The organism is Streptomyces flaveolus, assembly GCF_000716535.1.
Taxonomy (GTDB): domain Bacteria; phylum Actinomycetota; class Actinomycetes; order Streptomycetales; family Streptomycetaceae; genus Streptomyces; species Streptomyces flaveolus_A.
The window spans coordinates 1-22,085 of sequence record NZ_JNWV01000071.1; the positions used below are offsets into that span (position 1 = coordinate 1).

At 72.3% G+C, this 22,085-nt stretch carries 21 protein-coding genes and 2 pseudogenes; 2 read left to right on the forward strand and 21 right to left on the reverse strand.

The window, feature by feature from the left end; genetic code table 11:
* From OO52_RS53695 to OO52_RS43760, 19 genes and pseudogenes are all read right to left on the reverse strand, one after another.
* A pseudogene (locus OO52_RS53695) lies at positions 1 to 99 on the reverse strand (NADPH-dependent FMN reductase); the annotation flags it as partial.
* Positions 100 to 565: 466 nt separating this feature from the next.
* The gene (locus OO52_RS43690) at positions 566 to 1,429 is read right to left on the reverse strand and encodes an aldo/keto reductase (RefSeq protein WP_030658451.1); all 864 of its coding nucleotides are present in this window, start codon (positions 1,427 to 1,429) and stop codon (positions 566 to 568) included.
* A 112-nt stretch (positions 1,430 to 1,541) separates the two neighbouring features.
* Positions 1,542 to 2,261: a hypothetical protein gene (locus OO52_RS43695; RefSeq protein WP_030658449.1), complete on the reverse strand. Its 720-nt coding sequence runs from the start codon at positions 2,259 to 2,261 to the stop codon at positions 1,542 to 1,544.
* A gap of 41 nt (positions 2,262 to 2,302) precedes the next feature.
* Positions 2,303 to 3,145 (reverse strand): alpha/beta fold hydrolase, encoded by an 843-nt coding sequence (locus OO52_RS43700; RefSeq protein ID WP_030658448.1) that lies wholly within the window; start codon positions 3,143 to 3,145, stop codon positions 2,303 to 2,305.
* 917 nt (positions 3,146 to 4,062) lie between these two features.
* Positions 4,063 to 5,037, reverse strand: coding sequence for a LysR family transcriptional regulator (locus OO52_RS43710; RefSeq protein WP_030658446.1), 975 nt, complete (start codon positions 5,035 to 5,037; stop codon positions 4,063 to 4,065).
* A 212-nt stretch (positions 5,038 to 5,249) separates the two neighbouring features.
* Positions 5,250 to 5,846 carry a GNAT family N-acetyltransferase gene (locus OO52_RS43715; protein WP_051819094.1) on the reverse strand — a complete coding sequence of 199 codons (597 nt, stop codon included), beginning with the start codon at positions 5,844 to 5,846 and terminating at the stop codon, positions 5,250 to 5,252.
* A 705-nt stretch (positions 5,847 to 6,551) separates the two neighbouring features.
* A complete protein-coding gene (locus OO52_RS51250; RefSeq protein ID WP_158712648.1) occupies positions 6,552 to 6,710 on the reverse strand; it encodes a hypothetical protein in 159 nt (52 codons plus the stop codon).
* Positions 6,711 to 6,756: 46 nt separating this feature from the next.
* Positions 6,757 to 8,937, reverse strand: a complete 2,181-nt coding sequence (locus OO52_RS43720; RefSeq protein WP_030658444.1) for an AfsR/SARP family transcriptional regulator — start codon at positions 8,935 to 8,937, stop codon at positions 6,757 to 6,759.
* A gap of 373 nt (positions 8,938 to 9,310) precedes the next feature.
* Positions 9,311 to 10,174, reverse strand: coding sequence for an MBL fold metallo-hydrolase (locus tag OO52_RS43725; protein ID WP_030940741.1), 864 nt, complete (start codon positions 10,172 to 10,174; stop codon positions 9,311 to 9,313).
* A 221-nt stretch (positions 10,175 to 10,395) separates the two neighbouring features.
* Positions 10,396 to 11,256, reverse strand: coding sequence for a zinc-binding alcohol dehydrogenase family protein (locus OO52_RS43730; RefSeq protein ID WP_234338027.1), 861 nt, complete (start codon positions 11,254 to 11,256; stop codon positions 10,396 to 10,398).
* 286 nt (positions 11,257 to 11,542) lie between these two features.
* Positions 11,543 to 11,797, reverse strand: coding sequence for a hypothetical protein (locus OO52_RS51255; RefSeq protein ID WP_158712649.1), 255 nt, complete (start codon positions 11,795 to 11,797; stop codon positions 11,543 to 11,545).
* A gap of 196 nt (positions 11,798 to 11,993) precedes the next feature.
* On the reverse strand, positions 11,994 to 12,620 hold the full coding sequence (locus OO52_RS43735) for a cysteine hydrolase family protein (RefSeq protein WP_030658441.1): 627 nt from the start codon (positions 12,618 to 12,620) through the stop codon (positions 11,994 to 11,996).
* A complete protein-coding gene (locus OO52_RS50505) occupies positions 12,575 to 13,057 on the reverse strand; it encodes an SsgA family sporulation/cell division regulator (protein ID WP_106972176.1) in 483 nt (160 codons plus the stop codon). Before OO52_RS50505 ends, OO52_RS43735 begins: the two co-directional genes overlap by 46 nt.
* A 56-nt stretch (positions 13,058 to 13,113) precedes the next feature.
* On the reverse strand, positions 13,114 to 13,950 hold the full coding sequence (locus OO52_RS43740; RefSeq protein ID WP_030658440.1) for an alpha/beta fold hydrolase: 837 nt from the start codon (positions 13,948 to 13,950) through the stop codon (positions 13,114 to 13,116).
* Between the two features lie 272 nt (positions 13,951 to 14,222).
* Positions 14,223 to 14,471: a Smr/MutS family protein gene (locus OO52_RS43745; RefSeq protein WP_030658439.1), complete on the reverse strand. Its 249-nt coding sequence runs from the start codon at positions 14,469 to 14,471 to the stop codon at positions 14,223 to 14,225.
* Between the two features lie 116 nt (positions 14,472 to 14,587).
* On the reverse strand, positions 14,588 to 14,899 hold the full coding sequence (locus OO52_RS43750; protein WP_030658438.1) for a putative quinol monooxygenase: 312 nt from the start codon (positions 14,897 to 14,899) through the stop codon (positions 14,588 to 14,590).
* 37 nt (positions 14,900 to 14,936) lie between these two features.
* Positions 14,937 to 15,155 (reverse strand): annotated as a pseudogene (locus tag OO52_RS49030) (NAD(P)-dependent oxidoreductase); the annotation flags it as partial.
* A gap of 37 nt (positions 15,156 to 15,192) precedes the next feature.
* Positions 15,193 to 16,218, reverse strand: a complete 1,026-nt coding sequence (locus OO52_RS43755) for a zinc-binding alcohol dehydrogenase family protein (RefSeq protein ID WP_030658437.1) — start codon at positions 16,216 to 16,218, stop codon at positions 15,193 to 15,195.
* 80 nt (positions 16,219 to 16,298) lie between these two features.
* Positions 16,299 to 17,102, reverse strand: a complete 804-nt coding sequence (locus OO52_RS43760; RefSeq protein ID WP_030658436.1) for a glycine betaine ABC transporter substrate-binding protein — start codon at positions 17,100 to 17,102, stop codon at positions 16,299 to 16,301.
* Between the two features lie 175 nt (positions 17,103 to 17,277).
* Here OO52_RS43760 and OO52_RS43765 point away from each other — a divergent pair, with 175 nt between their 5' ends.
* Complete coding sequence (locus OO52_RS43765; RefSeq protein ID WP_051819091.1) at positions 17,278 to 18,231, forward strand: LysR family transcriptional regulator; 954 nt, start codon at positions 17,278 to 17,280, stop codon at positions 18,229 to 18,231.
* On the opposite strand, the gene OO52_RS43770 is transcribed toward OO52_RS43765, so the two are convergent.
* Positions 18,214 to 18,483, reverse strand: a complete 270-nt coding sequence (locus OO52_RS43770) for a helix-turn-helix domain-containing protein (protein WP_030658430.1) — start codon at positions 18,481 to 18,483, stop codon at positions 18,214 to 18,216. The two genes, OO52_RS43765 and OO52_RS43770, sit on opposite strands and share 18 nt — an antisense overlap.
* Before the next feature lie 959 nt (positions 18,484 to 19,442).
* Here OO52_RS43770 and OO52_RS43775 point away from each other — a divergent pair.
* Positions 19,443 to 20,630 carry an L-dopachrome tautomerase-related protein gene (locus OO52_RS43775; RefSeq protein WP_078877551.1) on the forward strand — a complete coding sequence of 396 codons (1,188 nt, stop codon included), beginning with the start codon at positions 19,443 to 19,445 and terminating at the stop codon, positions 20,628 to 20,630.
* A gap of 719 nt (positions 20,631 to 21,349) precedes the next feature.
* On the opposite strand, the gene OO52_RS43780 is transcribed toward OO52_RS43775, so the two are convergent.
* Complete coding sequence (locus OO52_RS43780) at positions 21,350 to 21,919, reverse strand: TetR/AcrR family transcriptional regulator (protein ID WP_030658427.1); 570 nt, start codon at positions 21,917 to 21,919, stop codon at positions 21,350 to 21,352.
* Positions 21,920 to 22,085 lie beyond the last annotated feature (166 nt).

Consider the following 22,085-nt stretch of genomic DNA (forward strand, 5'->3'; position numbering starts at 1 on the left):
GGCTCCGCGGTGGACGGCTTCGGCGAGGACGGCGGTGTGTCCGTAGCCGGAGTGGTAGGCGACGGCGACGGAGGGGCGGTTCGAGGACAGCTCGGACATCTTGCTTGCTCCTGATTCGTGGAACCGTGCGGCGGACTCGCAGGTCCGGGCTTCGGCCCTAGGGTGACGAGAGTTGAATATGGCCGGTCGTCTTGAACTTGTCAAGGCCGGTCGGCGTCCGGTGACGGCTCCCGGACCACAGGCCGGGGGACGCCCGTACGGGACGGTGCGCGACTGCGCGGGACGGTGCGGGACGGTGCGGGGAGGACCAACGGCCGCCGACGTGCCGGAGGCCGTGCGGAGGTCCGTGCGGAGGCCGGAAGGGCGTAGGTCGGAAACCTGTGCCGAGGTCCCGGGTGGCGGTGGTGGCGATCACGGCGACGTCGACGAGACGTGCCACCTGCGTGAGTGGTTGCCGGCCACCGAGGAGGGGGCGGGCGCGGCGACCGCGCCACGGCGGCGGCATCGCGCCGTCGGACCCGCCCGCCCCGCTTCCCGGCGCCGTTCCGTCCGTGGCCCCGGACCGTCAGGAGAACGGATCGCTGAGAGCCTCGAAGTCGTCCTGCGACAGGTTCAGCGCCGCCGCCGCCACGTTGTCCTCCAGGTGCGCCACCGACGACGTGCCCGGGATCGGCAGCACGACCGGCGAGCGCCGCAGCAGCCAGGCCAGCGCCGCCTGCGACGGTGAGGCGTTCAGGTGGCTCGCGATGCGGGCCAGCGGGCCGCCCGGGCGCGCGAGCCGGCCGGTGGCCAGCGGGAACCAGGGCAGGAAGGCGATGTCGTGCGCCTCGGCGTACCGCAGCACGTCCTCGGAGTCGCGCTGGGCCACGTTGTACAGGTTCTGCACCGAGGCGATGGGCACGATGGCGCGCGCCCGCTCCAGTTCCTCGACTCCCACCTCGGAGAGCCCGACGTGCGCGACCTTCCCCTCGTCCCGCAGTTCCTTCAGCACACCCATCTGGTCCTCGAAGGGCACGGTCGGGTCGATGCGGTGGAGCTGGAAGAGCGGAATGCGCTCCAGACCGAGCCTGCGCAGGCTGGACTCCGCCTGCCTGCGCAGGTAGTCGGGCCGCCCGTCGGACCCCCACTGTCCCGGACCGAACCGGGTCAGACCGGCCTTGGTCGCGATGACGACGTCCTCCGGGTACGGGTGCAGCGCCTTGCGCAGCAACTCCTCGGCCGTCCCCGGTCCGTAGGAGTCGGCCGTGTCGAAGAGGGTGACGCCCAGTTCCACGGCCCGGCGCAGCAGGCGCACGCCCGCATCCTGGTCGGGGAAGGGTCCCCAGACTCCGGGACCCGTCAGCTGCATGGTCCCGTAGCCGAGGCGGTTGACCTTCAGTTCGCCACCGATGGTGAACGACCCGGAGGACGCCGCTGTGATGGTGCTCATGGTTGGCTGCCTTTCTCGTTCCTGCCACCCGCCTTCCGGGTGGTCCGCGGCGCGCCGTGCGGCGTGCGCGTGTCCCGTCTGCGCACCGGGGTCGCCCCGGCGTTCTCCGGGCTCAGGAGACGGCGACGTCCTCCAGGCGAACCGAGACGACGAGCGGCTCGGGCACCTTGTGGCCGTTCTCGTCCCGGCTGTAGATCATCCGGGTGGTGGGGATGACCAGCCCCGACACCTCCTGGTGTCCGGAGACGTAGTGCGCGGCGGGGGTGTTGCCGGCGATCTCGACGCTGTAGTCGCGCCGCCGGATCAGGCCCGAGGAGTCCACGTACAGGGTCTGCTCGGTGCTGAGGGTGGCGATGCTGTCGGGGAAGACCACGTGCAGGCGGCGGAACTTCTCGCCGTCCTCGGTCCACGCACCGATCTCCTCGGTGCGCACCCCCGGGAACGTCAGGGAGAGCGGTTCGGCCAGGTAGGTCCACATGGTGCTGCCGGAGAAGTAGGCGAGCTGGAGCCTGGTCCACGGCGTCATCAGGTCGTGGCCGGCGAACGAGGCGCGCGGGTCGTGGAGTTCCTCCACCACCGTGCCGTCCGAGTCCTCCACCGCGACCCGGTCGGCCGAGAAGGAGGTGTGGTGGCCGGCGTCGAAGAACGGCTTCTGCGACACGAACTCGCGTCGCAGATCGACGGTCACCTCGACGTCGTTGAGGGCGCCGGGGTGGCCCTTCATCTCCCACAGTGCGCCGCCGAAGAACTGGCGGGCGGTGATCCGGTGCGCCGCTTCCCAGCGGGCGCGGCCGCCGTGGGCGTCGAGGATGGTGTTCAGCAGGTCGGACACGGTGCTTCTCCTGGGCTGGCGGGGTGGCGGGGTGACGGGCGTCAGGCGAGGAACTCGTTGACGTCCTTGGCTGCTTCGGCCGGGTACTGGAACAGCGACGCGTGGGCGGCGTCGGGGTAGATGCGGATGCGCGCGTCGGGTATCAGTCCCGCCATCAGGTGGCTCGCCTTGGTCGGGATCATCAGGTCGTCGTCGCCCTGCACGATGAGGGTGGGGCACTGGATGCCGGTGAGCCGCTGGAGCGCCGCGTGGTCGGGGATGCCCCACTCCAGTACGGCGTCGTACTGGGCGTCGCGGGAGGCGAGGCTGCTGGGCACGTCCCGGTCCTCGGTGCGTGCCATGAACCGCCCGAGGAACTCCATGCCCTTGGCCTGGCTGGTGTCGGTGTGCGCGAAGAAGATGTAGAGGAGGTCCTCGCCGGTGGGTACCTCGGCGCGGGCGTGCGTCTCGATGTCCTTCCGCCAGCCGTGCATCCCCGGCGCTCCCTTCGGCCCGGTGCCGGCCAGCACCAGGCGGCGGATCAGGCGCGGCCTGACCAGAGCCATGTCCTGGGCGACGAAACCGCCCAGGGAGAAGCCGAGCAGGTCGATCCGCTCCAGGCCGAGGGCCACCGTGAAGGCGATCATCTGCTGGGCCATCACGGCCACCGTGGTCGCCGGGGTCCCGGTGGAGGAGCCCACTCCGGGATAGTCCACCAGGATGACCTCGCGTTCGGCGGCCACCGCGTCCACCAGCGCGGGGTCCCAGTTGTCGAGGTTGCCGGTGAAGTGCTGGAGCATCACCAGCGGCACGGTCCCCGAGGGGCCCAGCCGACGGTAGGCGTAGCGGACGCCGTCCGCCTCGACGAACTGTGTGGGCGCGGTCTGGTGCGTCACTGTGGCCATGGTTTCTCCCTCGCGGGCCTGAGCGGATCTGGGGCGGGCGCTGCTTCCAGCGGTCCCCGGCCGCACGCCGACGTAGTGTCGGCTGCCGGACGCGCCGGGAATTCACCCTTGCCCGACCAGCATGGCCGCCCCCAGTGGAATCTTTGTGGCACATGTCTTGACACGGGCGCACCGCGCCGGCCGGAGACCGGACCGGACGCCCTGTGGCCGGGGTGTCGCCGAGGACGTCCATCAGGCCGGCGCCCAGTGGCATGGTGGGGAAGTGGGTGGACGCCGCGCGGGTGTGGCGTCCAGCGGGGCGCGGGGACGGACGTCCCGCCACTCGACCCGGCCCCGGTGGCTGACCGCGTACTGCTTGCGGTCACGGGTGAGCACCAGCGACGGAGACCGGCCACGGTCCGGGAGCCGGCGCACGACGGCGCCGCGCCCGCGGAGTCCTCACCTCTGGCCGGTACCACCGACCACCCCGCCGGAGAGGACCCATCCCATCTCCGGTCCCACGTGCCACAGGCGTCCGCCCCGCCGGTGCCGCCCACGCTTCTCGCCACCGACCCGGAGACCGACGTCCACCGCGTCCGCATCCACCGGGCTGTCCTGGCGATACTCCAGACGCTGGCGGGCCTCTACGGGGTGTTCCCGACGACTCGTTCCCGATGACGCTTCCGAGCACGCCGTCCAGCTGAGCACGCGGACGGAACGCACACCGGGCGGACCGGGTGTCGCTGACGTGCATGGGCCGGACGTCCGGGCGGATCGCGACAGCCCCGCACACGAAGGACACCGCCTCGCACACAGAAGGACGAGGGCACTGCCCGCAGGATCGGCGTCGTGCGCGTGTGCGGCAAGGCCACTGGTGCCTGCTGACTGAGCGCTGCGTGCTATCCCGGCTCGGCCACTCGTCGCCCGGCCCGGGTGGGTCAGGTCGTACCGGCTCGCTCCGCGGCGGGGCGGGCCGCCGTCCAGATGTCCGGGCGGGTCCGGGTCAGGATGGCGGCGGCGGCCCGGCAGGCGGCGACGAACGCGGACACAGCCGGTGAAGGGTCGGCCTGGCGCCATACGACGCTCATCGTGACCGACAGTTCCGGCAGCCGCACGAAGGCCAGTTCCGGTGAGGCGCCCAGACTCTGGGACGCCGGGACCGCCGAGCAGCCCAGCCCGCCGGCCACGAGGTCGAGGACGGCGGCCGGCGCGGTCGGTACCGGGTCGAGCACGGTGCCCGCGCGCTCGGCACTCGCCCGCAGCACGGACCAGCAGTGCTGCCGCTCCCGCACCGGGAAGAGCAGCGAGTCCTCGGCCAGCGCTGACCACGGCAGTTGCGGCGCGGACGCCAGCGGGTGCCGTACACCCACCACACCGGTCACCGGTTCCTCGATCAGCGCCTCACCGGCCAGGCCGGTCAGTGGCAGCTGCCCCCAGGTCAGTACGGCGTCCACCCGGTGCTGCGCCAGGGCCCCGGCCTGTTCCCCGTCGGCGAGGTCCAGCACGGCGATCTGCGCGTGCCCGCTGCCGGCCCGGAACCTGCGGATCGCCTCGGCGAGCAGGCCGCCCGCCGGGCCCGGGAGCGGGGCGGCGACCGTCATGGCCGACCGCGACGCGCTCACGTAGGCCTGGGCGGTGGACCACAGACGGGCGTTCTGCGCGAGCACGTCCTCCGCCTTCGGGCGGATCAGACGCCCGGCCTCGGTCAGCGTCACGCCGTGCGAGGCGCGGTCGAACAGCTTGATCCCCAGTACCCGTTCGAGTTGCTGCACGTGCCGGCTCAGCGACGGCTGCCCCATGGACAGACGCGCCGCGGCCCGCCCGAAGTGGCGCTCCTCCGCCACGGCCAGGAACGCGCGCAGCCACCGCGGGTCCACGTCCGTGGCCGGCCGGTCATCGGGGTTGACCGTCATGAGCACCTCGCCGCGCGCACCACCGCTACCGACGTCCCGGCACCCGCACGGAACGTCTCACGGTCCGCTCGGCGTGGGCTGCGCGAGCCCAGGAGGACCTGCCGGGCGGCGGGCGTCGACTCCCGTACGGCCGGGCATGGATGCGAGACGGGGAGGGCTGCCATGCGGTGTCCTGACGGGTCTGTTCCGGTCACGTCTTCCACGGCCTGCGCTCAGCGCGCCGGCCACGCGGTCTCAGGGTGGCCGACCCTTGTGGATTCTTTGTGGTCGCCTTCTTGACCGTGACGCGCGCGTGGCGGACGCCCCGTCGCCGCTCCGGGACGGCAGAGGCCGCGGGCATGCGGTGAGACTCCGTCCCCGACCGGCAGGATCAATTCGACGACCTCGCCGTCCGCGTCGAACGTACGGAAGCCGAGCGCGCGGCAGATGGCCAGCATCCGGCGGTTCGACCGGTCGGTCATCACGGTCACCGCCCGCAGGCCGAGGCAGTCGGCGCGGGCCAGTGCGTGCCGTACCAGGCAGGAACCCAGGCCGGCGTTCTGCCAGGCGTCCTCCACCAGCAGTCCCAGTTCCCCCACACCGGCCGTCGAGGTGTGCATCAGATGGGATACGGCCACGACCGTGCCGGGGTCGGCACTGGGCCGGGTCACCCAGCTCTGCCCGCGGTCGGGTCGCACGAGTGAGGACCAGTCGGCGGGGGTCAGGCCGGAGCGCGCGCTCTGGTAGCGGTCGTAGCGCGACTGCCGGCTCGTGCGGGCGTGCATCTCGCTGACGTCGCCGTGGTCGGCTTCCAGGGCGGCCCACGTCACCGTGCGCCTCCCGTCGCGTGTGGTGAGGTGCTGGGGGCCGCCCGGAAACGGTTCAGGGGCGGAAGTCGACACCTGGGGCTCCTGTCGTTCGTCGGGACATGCGGTCGGGACGGACCGACGCGGGGTTTCGCACGCGTGTGCCGGTCGCCGGGCATGGGGAGGCGGGGGTGGTTCGCGGGCCGGCCGCGCGGGTGGGGGAGTGGCACGGGCTGTCGTGGCCGCCGTCGGATTCACATCGGCAATGAGCCGGTACGACGGCCGGGCGAGCACTCCGGTGGTCAGCGTAACCCGGGTTCACATGTGGCCGACACCAGGGTGCGGGGCCGGTGTGGCATCGCGGCCTCAGCTCGACCAAGTCCCGGTCCACAACCGGGCGTTCGAAGCTGAAGTACAGGCACTGAGGCCCTTCGGCTTCCCACGGCGAGCGGCTCGTCCACGGGGTAGCGGAACCGGCACCGGTGCCAGGTGGCTCCCGACGCCGTGAACAGCCGGCGCACCCGTGTGGTGAGGACGGGGCACCACACCGCGGAGTCGGGCCCGTGCGCAGCCTGCCGTTCCCGCTCGTTCATCCGGTGTTGTCCTCCACGGCTTTACCGGCGGAATTCTTACGGCGCGGGGCGGACGTCGTCGCGCGGTGACCACTTGTGCGGGGCGCGCGCTGGTGTGTCGCCCGCACCGCCGTCCGTGCGGCGGACGGGGTGCGGGTCAGGCGTTCGGGGCGGCGGCCGTACTCGGTTCCTGTCGGTGCGGGGACCTGGCCGCCCGGCGGCTGACGGAACCGACGGCGTGCAGGCACCAGTCGAGGCCCGCGCCGTGGTGGACCAGGACGAGCTGGGCCGCCGTCCCGACCGTACCCGCACGCACCGACGGTCCCGCCCCCGTCGAGACGCGCGTCCACGGACCGGTCGTGTCACCAGCCGAGGCGTTGCTGGAACAGTTGCAAGGACACGGCCAGTCCCCTGGCCGTCCGTACGTCCCCGTGCGCCGCCGCGCTCTCGGCCACCGCCCGCAGTACGGACCGCTCGGCAGCGAGCCAGTCCAGCGCGGCGGACGCGTCCGGGAGCGGGGTCGGGAAGACCCCGTCGTACGGCGGGGGAGGCGGGCCGGCCTGCCGGTTCCGGGGCCGCAGCAGCAGGTTGGCGGCCTGTGCCGTCCTGCGGTAGTGGGCGTGCAGCCGGGACAGGGCGGCCGCGCGTTCCGTTCCGGACAGGCCGGACAGGCCGGACAGCTCGGACGCGTAGCGGAGCACCAGAGCGTGGGCCTGGTACCGGTCCCGCTGCCGCACGGTCAGCAGACGGGCGCGCACCAGTTCGCCGACGGCCGCGGCGGTCTCCCCGGGAGGTGTGCCGGCGAGGCTCGCGAGGGCGGTCACGGTGGCGTCCGGGCCCGGGTGCAGCGGCAGCAGCCGGAACAGCCGCGCGGCACGGGGTCCGAGTGTGCGGTACGACCAGGAGAAGACCGCGCGGACGTCGTTGTCGAGGTTGTCGTCGCTGAACCCGTCCAGGCTTCCGCCGGCGTCCGACAGTTCGGCCTCGATCTGCGCCGGGGTGCGCTCGGGCCGGGCCGCGGTGCGGGCGGCGAGGACGGCCAGGGCCAGGGGGAGGCGGCCACACCTGTCCACGATCGGCCGGACCTGCTCTGTGTCGAGGTCGGGGCGGCATCCCCGGACGCGCTTGAGGAAGTTCTCGGTGGCCTCCTCGGCCGACGGCACGTCCAGGGAGAGCAACCGGGCGCCGTGGGCCGATGCGAGCCCGGTCAGCCTGCCGCGGCTGGTCACCACCACCATGCACTCCGGAGTGCCGGGCAGCAGGGGCCTGACCTGGTTCGTGTCCCAGGCGTTGTCCAGGACCACGAGCACTCTCCGGCCCGCCAGAACACTGCGGTACAAGGCCGAACGCATCTCCGGCGAGGCGGGCACCCGGTGCTGGGCCACGCCCAGGGCGTCGAGGAAGCCCGCCAGCACGTCGCCCGGCTCCACGGGCTCGCCGTCGGGCGCGAAACCCCGCAGATCCGCGTAGAGCTGGCCGTCGGGGAAGTCGCGGGCGACGCGGTGGGCGAAGTGCACGGCCAAGGTGGTCTTGCCGATGCCGGGCATTCCGTCGATCGCCAGCACCCGCAGGGCGCCGTCCCGGCTCGCGGCCAGCGTCGCGGCCTGCCGGAGCGCCTCGTCGCGCCCGGTGAAACCGGGCAGGTCCGCGGGCAGTTGCGCGGGCCTGACCACGGGCAGCGAAGCCGGGGGAGCGGAGGCGCAGGGCGTACAGCGCTGTCCGTCGTCCCCCGTTTCCCCGCCGCTCGGCTCGACGGGCTGGTGGCGCAGCAACTGGGCGTGCGCCGCCTGGAGTTCAGGCCCGGGATCGACGCCCAGCTCGTCCGCCAGGCGCCGGCGCACCTCCAGGTACAGGCTCACGGCTTCGGCCTTCTTGCCGTCGGCGGCCAGCGCTGCGAGCAGGTGGGCCACCAGGGCCTCGTCCAGGGGATTGCGTTCCACGGCCTGGCGCAGCGGAAGCAGCATCGCCACCGTCCGGTCGCACCGCGAGGCCGCATCGGCGGCCTCGCGCACCACGGACTCGTACTCGTGATCGATCATCACGAAGACGGGGTGGCCGCCGTCCGCCGAACCCAGATCCGCGGCGCACCGGTCCTGCCACAGGCTCAGTGCCGTGCAGAACAGGTCCACGGCCGCCACGGGGTCGCCGGCCGCCGAGAAGCGGCGGGCCCGCTCCACCAGGGCGCGGAATCGCAGCAGGTCCAGGCAGTCGGCGTCGACGTGCATCAGGTAACCGCCGGCCTTCCGGGCGAGCCACCGGCCGGGCGACCTGGCGGGCAGGCCGGGCTCCAGCAGCCGGCGCAGCGCGCCGACGTACCGGTGCACCGCGTTGGTGGCGCTGGCCGGCGGATCGCCCTCCCAGAGCAGCTCGGTGAACTCGCTCATCGACACCGGACGCCCGGCCCGCGCCAGGAGTACGGCGAGGACCAGCCGTTGCTGCTTGGCGCCGACGAGCAGTTCCTCCTGGCCGCGCCAGACCCGCACGGGCCCGAGGACGGAGAACCGGACGGTGTCGTCACCCGGTGTGCCTCGTGGGCGTGTCACGGTGGTCTCCCTCATGGCGTCACGCTCGTGAATCGCCCGGCGAGGCGGCACGAGGCATGTGGTGGCGGGAGGCCGCGCTCCTCCGCGGCGGCGCTTCTCGGACGGCTTCGCGCGGGTCGCCTCGGTGACGATCCGCCACACAGTGCGCGCCGCAGTCTTAAATATGGTCGGTCATCTTGTAGCTGTCAAACAGTGACCCGGCACGCCTGGTGTGCGTGCCGCGCGTCTGCCGTGCTGCCGAACCCTGGGCGCCGGTCCTCGGGCCCTCCACCGCGTGGGCTCCCGCGCGGTCCGGCCGTGCCAGGGGGAGCAGCCGCACCCCCTGGCGGCCGGCCCCGTTCAGTGGGTCAAGCCCGTTGGCACGCGGCCCTGTTCAGTCCCCGGTCCCGGCCGGTTCCGGGTACTGGGCGGTGGCGGAGACGAAGAGGGTGTAGGGATTGCCGCGGTCGCCGTGCTTCGCGGTCATCGTCCGGATCACGGCGGCGGCGTCCGCACCGGCCTCGACGGCGTCGTCGAAGTCGATGAGGTAGCGGCGGGAGGCCGCGAGGACGCCGGCCGCGTCGTCGTCCGGAGCGGCGGGATGCCGGTGACCGGCGACCACCGTGGCGGGCCGCAGCGCCTCGACCGTGTCCAGCGCTTCCAGCCAGCGGGCGCGCGCCGCGCGGTCGGTCTGCGCCAGCCACATGTGGATGCCGTTGTAGGCGACGTCACCGCCCACGACGGCGTCCAGGTCCGGTACGTGCACCACGCTGGACGGATCGGTGTCGCTCTGTCCCACGCGCACCGGCCGCACCTCGTGCCCGTCCACACCGATCACGTCCCCGGTCAGCGGCTGCGGTACCACCGGCCGGGCCGGCAGCCGGCCCGGGAACAGCGACTCCCAGTACGCCAGGTAAGGGCCGCTGAGCTGCTCTTGCGCGTACGGCACCACCTCGGGGAGGGCCACGGCCACGGCATCGGGCCAGGCGTCGAGCACGACCGACAGCCCCAGGAAGTGGTCCGCGTGGCCGTGGGTGACGTACACCGTGGTGAGGACCTTGTCCTTGGCCCGGATCCACTCGGTGAGGTCGCGGGCCTCCTCCTCGGTGATGAGCGCGTCGACCAGCACCGCCTCGCGGCGCCCGTGGATCAGCGTCGCCGTACTCGCCGGCCAGGTGGCCCGCTGCCGTGCGTCCCAGCCCGGCATGGGGGCGGCGATGGGCTTGTAGTCGCTGGTGTAGACATCGATCGACAGCATCGGGGCTGCTCCGTTTCTGTGGGAGGGACGGCACTGGTCCCGGCCGCGGGGCCGGCCCTCGCGGCGCCGGCGGACTGTCCGGCGGCGCCGGTCCGCGGGCGGAACCCGACGGATTCCGCGTCCCGCTCCACCGTAGGCGGGAGCAGTGGAATCCTTGTGGGCCGCCAGTGCGTCACCGCGCCTCCCGCCGACGGGCGCCGCGGCCTTCCGGCCCGGTGTGATCAGAAACCGGTGAGCGTGATCTTGCCGATCGCCCTGCCGGACTCCATGACGCGGTGCGCCTCGCGCAGGTGCGCGGCACTGACCGTGCCGAGGTCGGTGGTGGCCGTGGTGGTGAGGATGCCGGCGTCCACCAGGCGGGCGATCTGGTTCAGGATGTGGTGCTGGACCGCCTGGTCGGGTGTGCGGTGCAGGGACCGGGTGAACATGAACTCCCAGTGGAAGGAGATGCTCTTGGACTTCAGCAGACCGATCTCCACCGGGCCGAAGTCGTCGATGGCGACCAGCCCGCCGAAGGGCTTGAGCACCTCGGCGTAGTCGGCCAGGTTCCGGTCCGTGGCGACGGTGCTGAAGACGTGGTCCACGCCCTCGGGGGCGAGGGCGAGGACCTGCCCGGCCAGCGGCTCGCGGTGGTCCACCACATGGGTCGCTCCCATCCGGCGGGCGAACTCGACGCTCTCGGGACGCGAGGCGGTGCCGATCACGGTCAGGCTGGTGAGGGCGCGCGCAAGCTGGGCCACCATCGCGCCGACGCCGCCGGCGGCCGCGGTCACCAGCAGGGTCCCGGTCTGCTCCAGGGCACCGTCGTGCAGGCCGAGGCGCTCGAACAGGCCCTCCCAGGCGGTCAGCGAGGTGAGCGGCAGCGCCGCGGCCTCGGCGAAGGAGAGGGTCGTGGGCTTGCGGCCGACGATGCGCTCGTCCACGGTGTGGAAACGCGCGTTGGTTCCGGGCCGGTCGATGGCGCCGGCGTAGAAGACCTCGTCGCCGACCTCGAACAGCTCGACCTCCTCGCCCACGGCCACGACCGTGCCCGCGGCGTCCCAGCCGAGCACCTTGGGCTGACCGCCCGGATCGTTGCTCACGAGTTGCTCCTGTCGGATGGCTGCCGCCGGTTCCGGGAAGGACCGACGGCCGGGTTCCGCGGCGGTGTTCGGGGCCGCGGCGGACCGGGCGGGACCGAAGGCGGTCCGGCGGGGCGGATGGTCGGGTCGGAGGGGGCGGGCGGACCGGGACCGCACGGACGTGCGTGTCTTCGCCGTTCCCGCTCGTCGGCGCACGTCCTGCCCGTCGTCGGCAGTCGTCCGGCCGCGAAGCTCTGCCGGGCGTGCGGCAACGGAGCGGGCGGCCCGGACCTCACACGGTCGGGCGTCACACCGCGACCGCGCCCTCAGCTTCCCCCGGCGATGTGGAATCTTTGTGGTCGCCCTCTTGAGCGGCGCCCGGCGCCGCCCCTCCCTTTCCTGCGGACTCGTCGCCGGTGTCGAACAGCACCTGTCCGGCGGCGACCTCCTCGCGCTTCGCGTATCCGGCGGCGCGGGCGAGTTGTTCGTCGTCCAGCCGGAGTGACGCGACAGCGGCGAGAACTTCGGGAAGATCGCCTATTTCAGGAAATGAGCATGGCATGCGCCGAGCATGCCACCCGGTGTGAGCCGGGTCCACACGTGTGTTCCGCGCATCGCGAACGTGGGCCACGGCCGTTTCCGGGCACGGCGGCGACGCCCCGGGCGCCGGGGGACAGCCGGGCGCGCGGGACATCGGTGGAGGGGCCGCATGGTGGCAGCTCCGCATGGTGGCAGCGCCGTGCGCCGCCTGACACGGGCTAACGCGCGAACTGCTCCGTCGCCAGCAACTCGTCCGTGGTCACCACGTCATGGGCGATCAGCGCGTAGCGCTGCACCATCTGCTCGTACGCCTCGGGGCCGCCCTCGGGGGCCGTGGCGTCCTTGACGAGGGTCACCCGGTAACCGCGCTCCATGGCGCTGCGCGCCGTCGACTCCACGCACATCGTGCCGATCATGCCCGCCACGACGACGTGTTCCACACCGCGTCGCTTGAGCTGTGTGTCCAGGTCGGTGGTGGCGAAGACGTCGAGGTTCTTGTGCGGCGCGATGGTCACGTCACCGGGGCCGGGGGTGAGGTCGGGGTGGAACTCGGCGCCCCAGCTGCCGGCCTCGAACATACGGTTGTCGAACATCATGTGGTGGATGCCCGACTTGTACTTCCAGTTCGCGTACTCCTCGTCGGTGTACGACATCGGCGAGAAGAAGGCGGGGAAGCCGCTGTCACGGAAGCCGGCCAGCAGGCGCTTGAGGTTGCCCAGGGTGCCGATCCGCTCGAACTCCGCCTTGAAGCCGGCATGTCCCTTGCCCTGCTCGGAGAAGATCTCGTTGACGGTGTCGATCAGCACGAGACCGATCGGTGCCGTGGTCGTGGACGTGTTGGACATCGTGGCGTTCCTTTCGTTCGCCGCACCGTCGTGGTGCGTGCAGGGCGAAGTCCCCTCCGGCCCTGGCCGCTGCCAGGGTGGCTCCGGCGGTTCGGCCGGGCATCGGTCGAATGACTGTCCGGCTGATGGCACTGTTCACGCCCTTGCCGATGTCGGTTCCCGGGGCGCGCGTTGGTGGCGTCGGGCCACTGCCGGACGGCGGCTGCCTCCGCTTCGAAGGCCGCGTGCCCGTCGGGTCGGCTCAGGTTGAGGCGGACGCGGTCGCGGGGCGGGAGTGGCCAGACGCGGAAGTCTCCCTCACCGCTGGGTTCACGTGTCCCGTCGTCCGGCAGGTCCCGGGCGGCCGTAGGGGGCGCGTGGTCGCCGGACGGTCGTGGAGAGGAGGACGGGGTGGCTCCGGGAGCGGGAGCCTGGGGCCCGTGTGGGGTCCCTGTCATTCGCACACCCCCTGCCGGGCGTCATCCCGCGGAAGCGGGTGACGCCCGGTGGCGGATCACTTGGCCAGGAAGGCGAGGAGGGCCTTGTTGACCTCGTCGGCGTGGGTCCACAGCAGGCCGTGCGGGGCGCCGTCGACCTCGACGTAGTCGGCGGAGGGCAGGGCCTTGTGGAAGGGCCGCGCGGTGGAGTCGATGGGCAGGATGTTGTCGGCGGTGCCGTGCAGGATGAGGGCAGGCACGTCGATCTTGGGGATGTCGGCGCGGAAGTCGGTGAACCAGGTCAGCGGCGCGGCGGCGGCGGCGTGGGAACCGCCGGCGGTGGCGACGTTCCAGCTGTTGCGCACGGCTTCCTCGCTGATGCGGGTGCCGAGGTTGTCGTCCAGGTTGTAGAAGTCCTTGTAGAACGCGGTGTAGTAGGCGTACCGGTCGGCCTTGACGGTGTCTGAGATGCCCTGGAAGAACTCGATGGGGGCGGCGCCGTCGGGGTTGTCGTCGGTCTTGAGCAGGAACGGCTCCAGGGAGGCGAGGAAGGCCGCCTTGGCGACGCGGGCGGAGCCGTAGGTGCCGAGGTAACGACCGACCTCGCCGGTGCCCATGGAGAACCCGACGAGCACGACGTCGTTCAGGTCCAGGGTTTCCAGGACGGTGTGGAGGTCGGCGGCGAAGGTGTCGTAGTCGTAGCCGTTGGTGGGCTGGCTTGACTGGCCGAAACCGCGGCGGTCGTAGGTGATGACGCGGTAGCCGGCCTCCAGCAGGGCGGCCGACTGCTTCTCCCAGGAGTGGCCGCTGAGCGGGAAGCCGTGGATCAGGACGACCGGCTGACCGGTGCCGTGGTCCTCGTAGTACAGCTCGATGTCGGTGGAGTTCTCCTCGCCGACCTTGATGAACGCCATGATTGTTCCTTTCACGGTGCGATGCCCCCCCCTGCCGGACCGGTGGACCGGACGAGGGGCGGACGCCGCGGACGCGGCGCCTTGCGACGCACCAAGCTTCGCCGCGGACGGCGACCCGGGAATCCGTCTAACGACTTACGAGGTGCCGGACGCTGACTCAACGCCGACGTCGTCGCCCGTGCCGGGCGACCGCACGGGCGGCGTGCGCCGAGGTCCCGCCGGCCGGTCCCCGGACCCGGACCGTCGTGCCCGGCGCGGTCCCTCCGCGCAGGTCACCGCCTGAAGTGGACGAGCACCCGGCCGGTGTTGTTCCCGTCGACCTCCACGCGGTCGTAGAGCCTCCTGATGTGCTTCTGCCCGAGGAAGGCGAGGACCCGGTCCTTGAGCCGGCCGGTGCCCTTGCCGGGAATGATCTCGGCGACCGGCTCGCCCGACCGGTGGGCCTTGAAGATGAACTGCCGCAGGGCGAGTTCGATGTCCCGGTTGTTCCGGAAGACGGGGTGCAGATCCAGGCTGAGCATGGTCGACTGCCGTTCGTGCGAGGGGCGGGAAGGCGGGTGTGCGGTGTTCTCCTATCCCGGGCAGCCGCCCCGGGGCAACCCCGCCTCCGGGCCCGTGTCCGGTCCGTACGTGCCGTCTACACCGCCAGTTCGGTCAGACGCTCGATCTCGATGCCCCCCACCGTCAGCGTCTCCGCCAGCTCCGCGAAGCGCCGCAGGTGGTCGCTGCCGGAGTGGGCGCGCAGGTGCGCCTCGCTCTGCCACACCTCGTGCATCACCAGCAGCCCGGGGTCGTCCAGGCCCTGGTGCGGTACGTATGTGAGGCAACCCTCCTCCTGCCGGGTGGCTGTCACCAGAGCGGGCAGCGCGTCCCGCAGTTCCCGCTCCTTGCCTGGAAGCGCCCGCATGCGCGCGACGAGGACGATGGGCTGGGTGTCCGGGTGGGTCATGGAATGCTCCTGGGTCGTCGTATGACGTGGTGGGTGGTCAGGTGAACCGGAGGGCCGGCCGCACCCTTGAACAACTTCGCCTGAACCGCGCGTACCGGTGCGGTTGCCACACCAGGAAGGCGACGGAGTCGTCCGCGAAGGCCCCGACGTGCGGGGTGAGCAGGACCTCCGGTTGTCGCCCCAGCGGGTGTCCGGACGGCAGGGGCTCGGGATCGGTCACGTCCAGAGCCGCTCGGAGCCGCCCGGACGTCACCTGGCGCCGGTGGTTCCCGGGCCCTTCGGTGGCAGGCGGCTCAGAAGCCGGTGAGGGTGATCTTGCCGATGGCGGTGCCGGACTCCAGGATCCGGTGCGCCTCGCGGAGGTTGGCCGCGTTGATCCTGCCGAGGTCCTTCACGGCGGTGGTGGTGATGATGCCCGCGTCCACCAGACGGGCGACCTGGGTCAGGATGTGCTGCTGCCGGTCCTGGTCGGGTGTCTGGAACATGGAGCGGGTGAACATGAACTCCCAGTGGTACGAGATGCTCTTGGCCTTCAGCACCCCGATGGGCAGGGAGTCGAAGTCGTCGATGGCGACGATCTTGCCGAAGGGCCGCAGGGTTTCGGCGTAGGCGGCGAGGTTGCCGTCGGTGTTGGTGGTGCTGAACACGTGTGTCAGGCCGTTCGGGGCCACCGCGGTGATCTGGGGGGCCAGGGGCTCGCGGTGGTCGACGATGTGCTGCACACCCATACGGCCGGCGAACTCGACGGTCTCCGGTCGGGAGGCGGTGCCGATGACGGTCAGGCTGGTCAGGGCACGGGCGAGCTGGGCCGTGATGGAACCGACGCCTCCGGCCGCGGCGGTGATCAGCAGGGCGCCGTCCTGGTTCAGCCCGCCGTTCTCCAGGCCGAGGTGTTCGAACAGCCCCTCCCAGGCGGTCAGCGAGGTCAGCGGCAGGGCCGCGGCCTCCGTGAACGACAGCGAGGCGGGCTTGAGGGCCACGATGCGCTCGTCGACCGTGTGGTACTCGGAGTTGGCGCCGGCCCGGTCCAGGGCACCGGCGTAGTACACCTCGTCGCCCGCCTTGAACCTGTCGACCTTCTCGCCGACCGCGACCACGGTGCCCGCCGCGTCCCAGCCGAGCACCTTCGCCTCGCCGCCCGGGTCGCTGTTCTGCCGGATCTTGTAGTCGACGGGGTTGACCGCCACGGCCTCGACCTTCACCAGCAGGTCGTGCGGGCCGGGCGCCGGGACGGGCAGTTCGAGGTCGACCAGGCTCTCCGGGTCGCCGACGGGAAGGCTCTTGTGGTAGCCGACGGCCTTCATGGTGGTCGCGCTCATGGGAGGAACTCCTTTTCCGTGTGGTTGATCGAGAAGGTGGGCCGTTGTGCCCGGGGCGCCGCCGCGGCGGCGCGGGCGGGTCACAGGGCCAGGCAGTGGCCGTGCTTGGCGAGGTAGCGGTCGGCGGCCCGCAACGGGGTGAGGCCGTCCACGTTGATCAGGGCGTCGATCTCCTCGACACCATCATTGCCCAGGTCGAGGCTGTCCAGCCGGGCGACCGCGCCGGGGTGGAGACGGTCCAGCGCGTCGAGCCGGATGACCGGACTGGCATCGTCGACGGAGCCCAGCAGGCCCTTGGGCTCCTCCAGGGGACGCAGGCCGTACAGGCGATTGAGGTACTGCGGGCGCCACAGCGGGACGACGAACCACTCCCGTGCGGCGACGCCGCGCTCCACCCGGGAGACGAAACCGGACTCGGTGCCGGGAGTGAAGGTGTAACCGGCCCGGTCCAGGCCGTACTCGTCGACCATCCGGGCGGAGAAGCGGCTGATGCCGGCGCCCGGGTTGATGCCGTCGACGGCCTTCGTCATCCGTCCGGCCACCTCCGGGCGCAGCAGGTCGGCGACCTCCCGCACCTCCTCCTCGGGCACGTAGGGCGGCACCGCCCACACGCAGTACGGCTGGTAGTGCGGCGTCAGCACCCGGACCCGGTCCCGGTAGCGGGAGAGATACGTGTCGTGGCTGGAGGGCAGCCACGCGGAGACCAGGACGTCGATGTCGCCCTCCTCCTGGAGGCGGAACAGCTGCTCGTGCTGTGCCTCCACGCTGTTCACCCGGTGCCCGTGAGCCTCCAGCACGCGACGCGTGACCGCGGCGGCGGCACGGTGGAACGACAGGGCGACGTTGCCCACGGTGATGGTCGGCTCGGACAGGGAGGGGGGCATGATGACTCCTCGGACATACAGGCCTGGGCTGCGCGAAGACCGTCACGTGCGACGGGGTGCGCGTCCGGGGTTTCCGGCCCCTTCGGACCGCCGCTCCCCGGCACGTGTTCATCGTGCTCCCGCATCGATCCATAAGTCCAAGAACTCTTTGACATCCTTTCTATATGCTGAGCGCATGGCAACTCTGCGGCAGCTCGAATACCTGGTGGCCATCGTGGACGAGGGGTCGTTCACCCGGGCCGCCGAAAGCCTCAACGTCACCCAGCCCGGCCTCTCCCACCAGTTCCAGGCGCTGGAGCGGGAGGTCGGCGGACCGCTGCTGGAGCGGCTGCCGCGCGGCGTGCGGCTCACCCCGGCCGGCCGGTCGATGCTGCCCCACGCCCGGGCCGCGCTGGCCGAGGCCGGCCGGGCCACCGTCTCCGCCCGCCGCGCCGCGGGCGTCTCCACCGGTGAGCTGCACCTGGCCACGCTCTACTCGGTCAGCTCGGGCGTGCTGCCCACGGTGCTGGGGCTGTGGCGCCGCAAGCACCCGGGTGTGCGCATCCGGTTGTTCGAACACCGCCGCAGCGACGAGATGGCCCAGGCCATGGCCGCGGGACAGGCCGACGTCGCCGTGGGACCGCTGCCGGAGGACTGGGAAGGCACCGCCCGGCACATCGGCACCGAGGAGTTCCTGGTCGTCACCCGGTCCGACGACCCCGTGGCCCTCTCCGACCGCGCACCGGACGTCCGGCTGGCCGACCTCGCCGAGCGGGAGTGGGTGCACTTCACCCCCGACAGCGGCCTGTCCGACATCCTCGAACGGGCCTGCACCGCCGCCGGCTTCCGGCCCCGCATCGCGGTGCGCACCGAACAGGCCCCGTCGGCCATCGGGTACGCGGCGGCCGGGCTCGGGCCCACACTCGTGCCCGCCAACACCATCCCACCGCATTTCGCCGGCGCGTTCCTGCGTCCCGACCCGCCCCTGCGCCGGCAACTGACCGGATACACCCGCACCAGCCCCGATCCGGTCACCTCGTCCTTCCTGGAGACCCTCGGCGAGCACGCCCCGCTGATGCCCGCGCATGTCGCCAGACGCCTGCGCGCCACCGACCGCGCCGCCCGCCGCCCGTCACCGGAACGGGAATGAACCGCCCTGGGCGGTAGGAGCGGCGACCCGTGCATCGCGCCCCGCGGTGGAGCAGGCGCCGGACCACGCCCCGCCCCGCGGGTCCACGGTGTCAGGCACCTTCCAGCCGGGGAGCGCGTCGCGGAGTTGGGCGCGACTGGTGACGCCGAGTATCGGGAACGCCTGGTAGGGGTGGAAGCCGATCGTGCGGTCCGACAGCAGCAGCCGCTCGGCGATCTGCCGGTTGGTCAGGTCCTTCGCCGCCAGGGGCACGGTCTGAGTTGCTGGGTGGTCAGTTCGCGAGACCGCCGCAGGGCCCGGCCCACCGGGCAGCACGAGGCCGCAGGCGCGCGGCTCGGCCCTTGGTACGGATCGCCATGGGGAGCGCGTCCGGTTGCTCGAAGACCGTCAGGGCCCGGGACAGCGGGATACGCGCGTCCTGAGCCCGCCGAGCCGTCGGTGCGAGCTGCGCCCGGCCCGTACGGGAACACGGGCCGCGGCTCGCCACCGTCCGTCGGTTCTCGTCCGGCAGCGCGGCCTGCCGCATCCGTAAGTCATGTGACAGATTGCGGGCGCGCCCGCGGCAGCACCGGGTGCGGCCGGCGCACGGCCGCGCGATGCCGGACACTGCTCACCCTCCCCGCGTCCGTGGGAAAACGGACGGTAGCCAGGGCAGGAGGGGCCGGAAACAGAAGCACGCGCGGCCCCCTCCGGGCCCGGTGCTCCGCCGGACGGCACAGCGGGGCGGACGGCGCCCCGGGGCAGGCAGTCGGGCGACGGGGCGTGCCGGCGCCTCCGCTCACGCGGATGAGTCGCACGCCTCCGGCGCCGCCCGCGCCACTGCCGGCCGACACCGGGACAGCCCGGTCCCTCGCCCGGGTCCGGCCCACGCCTGGCACGACGGCGCGCCATCGACGACACGAGCGAGACAACGCCGGGTCGCTCCAGCGGGCTTGGTGCCCTGGCCCAGGTTCGTCGGCAGTCGGCGGGGTGAGTGTCTTCCGGGTTCCCGGCGGGACCGCCACACGCGTCCACGTGTCGGACACGGACGTGAGTGCCCGGCCGCGCCACCTCCGTCAGTCCACTGAGCGCATGAGTCATTCGACAGAAGCACCGATGTGGCCGGACGGCTCTACTGATGGCCGGGTCGGAACCGCGTGGTGCCCTGACAGGCGGACGAGCCGCACCGCGCGAGCCGGCACATGACTCAGAACAGACGGGAGCGACTGCTCATGCGTACCCCTGACTCCACGACAGCCACCGGAGGCCCGGACCGGCGTACGGTCCTCGTCCTGCCGCTCGCCGTGGGCGCGGCCCTCGCGGTGGGTTCCGCCGCGCCGGCCCAGGCCCTGACGAGGCCGGGCGCCGACGAACCCGCGCCGCGGCTGGAGACCGTCGCCACCTTCGACGGCGCGATGCCGACGGGCGTGACGGTGTCGCGCTCGGGCCGAATTTTCGTCAACTTCCCCCGCTGGGGCGACGACGTGCCCTTCACCGTGGCCGAGATCCGGGACGGCGAGGCCGTCGCCTACCCGGACCGCGAGACCAACGAACCCGACACCACCGAACCGGGCCGTCACTTTCTCGGTGTGCAGAGCGTCGTCATCGACGCCGCCGAGCGCCTGTGGGTCGTCGACACCGGGCGCGTCGAGTGGGCGGACGCCCCGCACGGCGGCCCGAAGCTGGTCGCCATCGACCTGACCACGGACAAGGTGGTGCGCACCATCGTGCTGCCCCCCTCCGTGGCCGGTCCGCGCAGCTTCATCAACGACGTGCGCTTCGACCTCGTGCGCGGCTACGCCTACCTCACCGACGCCACCCCCGACGGTCCCAACGGCCTGATCGTCGTGCACCTGGCCAGCGGCGAGTCGTGGCGGCGCCTGAACGACCACCCCTCCACCCGGCCCGTTCCCGGCTTCGTGCCCACCGTCGAGGGCCGGCCCATGCTGAACCGGCCGGACGCCGCTTCTTCCGATACGCCCATCAACATAGGCTCCGACGGCATCGCCCTGAGCCCCGACGGTGAGTGGCTCTACTACTGCCCGCTCTCCAGCCGCAACCTGTACGCGGTGCGCACCAGGGACCTCACCCGCTCGCACGAGGGGCAGGTCCGGGTGCGCGACCTGGGCGTCAAGGGCATGTCGGACGGCCTGGAGACCGACCGTGCCGGCCGCCTCTACGCGGGCGACATCGAACGCAACGCCATCGTGCGCCGCGACACCGACGGCACCTACCGCACGCTGGTGCGCGACGACCGGCTGGTCTGGCCCGACACCTTCTCCATCGGCTACGACCGCAACCTGTACGTCGTCGCCAACCAGCTCAACCGGCAGGCCGCCTACAACGGCGGCACGGACCTCAGGCGCAAGCCCTACGTCCTGTACCGCCTGCCGATCGGCAGCGAACCGGCGCGCCGCTGAGCCGGCTCGGCTCCGGCCAGCCCGTCCCGGCCGGCCACGGCCGGGGCCACCCGGACCCCTCCCGGCCCGGGCACCCACGGATCTCCCGAAAGGCAGTCGCCTCCACGCCCCGCAAGCTCACCCGTGCCTTCGTCGCGGCCGCCGTGGCCGCCTGCGCCGCCGCCGGCACCGTGGTGGTCGCGCAGCCGTCCGCCGCGGTCCCCGGCCGCGCCGCCAACGGGACGGCTCACGCGTCGGGGTGCGCCGTGGCGGCGGACCTTCGGCGTACGGGGGAACGCCGCGCGTGAGCCGTCCCAGAGCCGGCCCGCGGGGGTCGGGCCGGAGCACAGGAGCCGTCGTCGTACGAGTGCCGACAACTCCTGGTGCGGCGGACGACGGCCGGACGGGGCCAGTCCGTCCGCCGCAGCGGGGAGGTGCGTGTCATTGGAACAGACCCTCCGGCGCGCTGTCCAAGCCGCTTTCGGCATCGCGCGATGCCGGAGTGGCATGCCGGACGAGGGTTTCGCCCGGCGCCCCGGGCGGCCCGCCTACGGAGATGCCCCTGGCTTTGACGACCAGGGCACCTGTCTTTTTCGGGGCCGGCGCACGAGAACACGTGTGCCGGTATGGTGCGGGGGCCGGGCGACGGACCGTCCGCGTACGCAGACCCCGCTCCGTTCCCGGCCAGGACCCGTGACGGTCCCCACCGGTGTACGTGCGCCACGCGCCGCAGCGTCCGGTCACGCCCGCAGCGCGTCCAGGGCGATGCCGATCTCCTCCGCCGCGGCCGCATGGTCCCCGCGGAGCTTGGCCCGCAGGAGCGCGCCCTCCAGCACGTCGACGAGGAAGGCGGCGAGCACCGCGGCCGGACGGCGCGTCGTGATCTCACCCGCTGCCTGACCCTCTTCGATGGTCCGGCTTATCTGGTCGGCCCAGGTGCTCAGCGCGGCCTGCACGTTCCGTCGGACCTCTTCCCCCGCGATGGTGCTGTCACCGGCCAAGGTGCCGAGGAGACAGCCGAACTGCACTCCGGTCTCCCGGACGCGCTCCAGTTGCCCGGTCAGGTGTCCGCCCAGTCGTTGCAGCGCGGGTCGGTCCGTGTGCAGGGCGGAGAAGTCGGTGGCTTGTGCGTAACGGTGGACGATCTCGGCGGCGAGTTGCTGCTTGCTGTCGAAGTGGTTGTAGAAGGAGCCTTTGGGTGCCCCCGCGGCGTTCGTGATGTCCTGGACGCTCGCCGCGTGGAAGCCCTTGCGCCGGAAGATGTCCTCCGCGTGTTCCAGCAGTCTGTCCTTCACGCTCACCTGGGGCATTTCACGCTCCTTGCATGGTTCGCGGGCTGTCGTCCCGGCGGGCTCGCGGGGTGAGCGGGAGTGTGTCGGTTCAGTGGGTGGTGGTGAGGGCTCGGCGGCCGGCGTGGAAGGTGGCGGCGTGGTGGGCGACGCGGGTGCCGAGGTGTTCGGCGGTGGTGATGTCGCT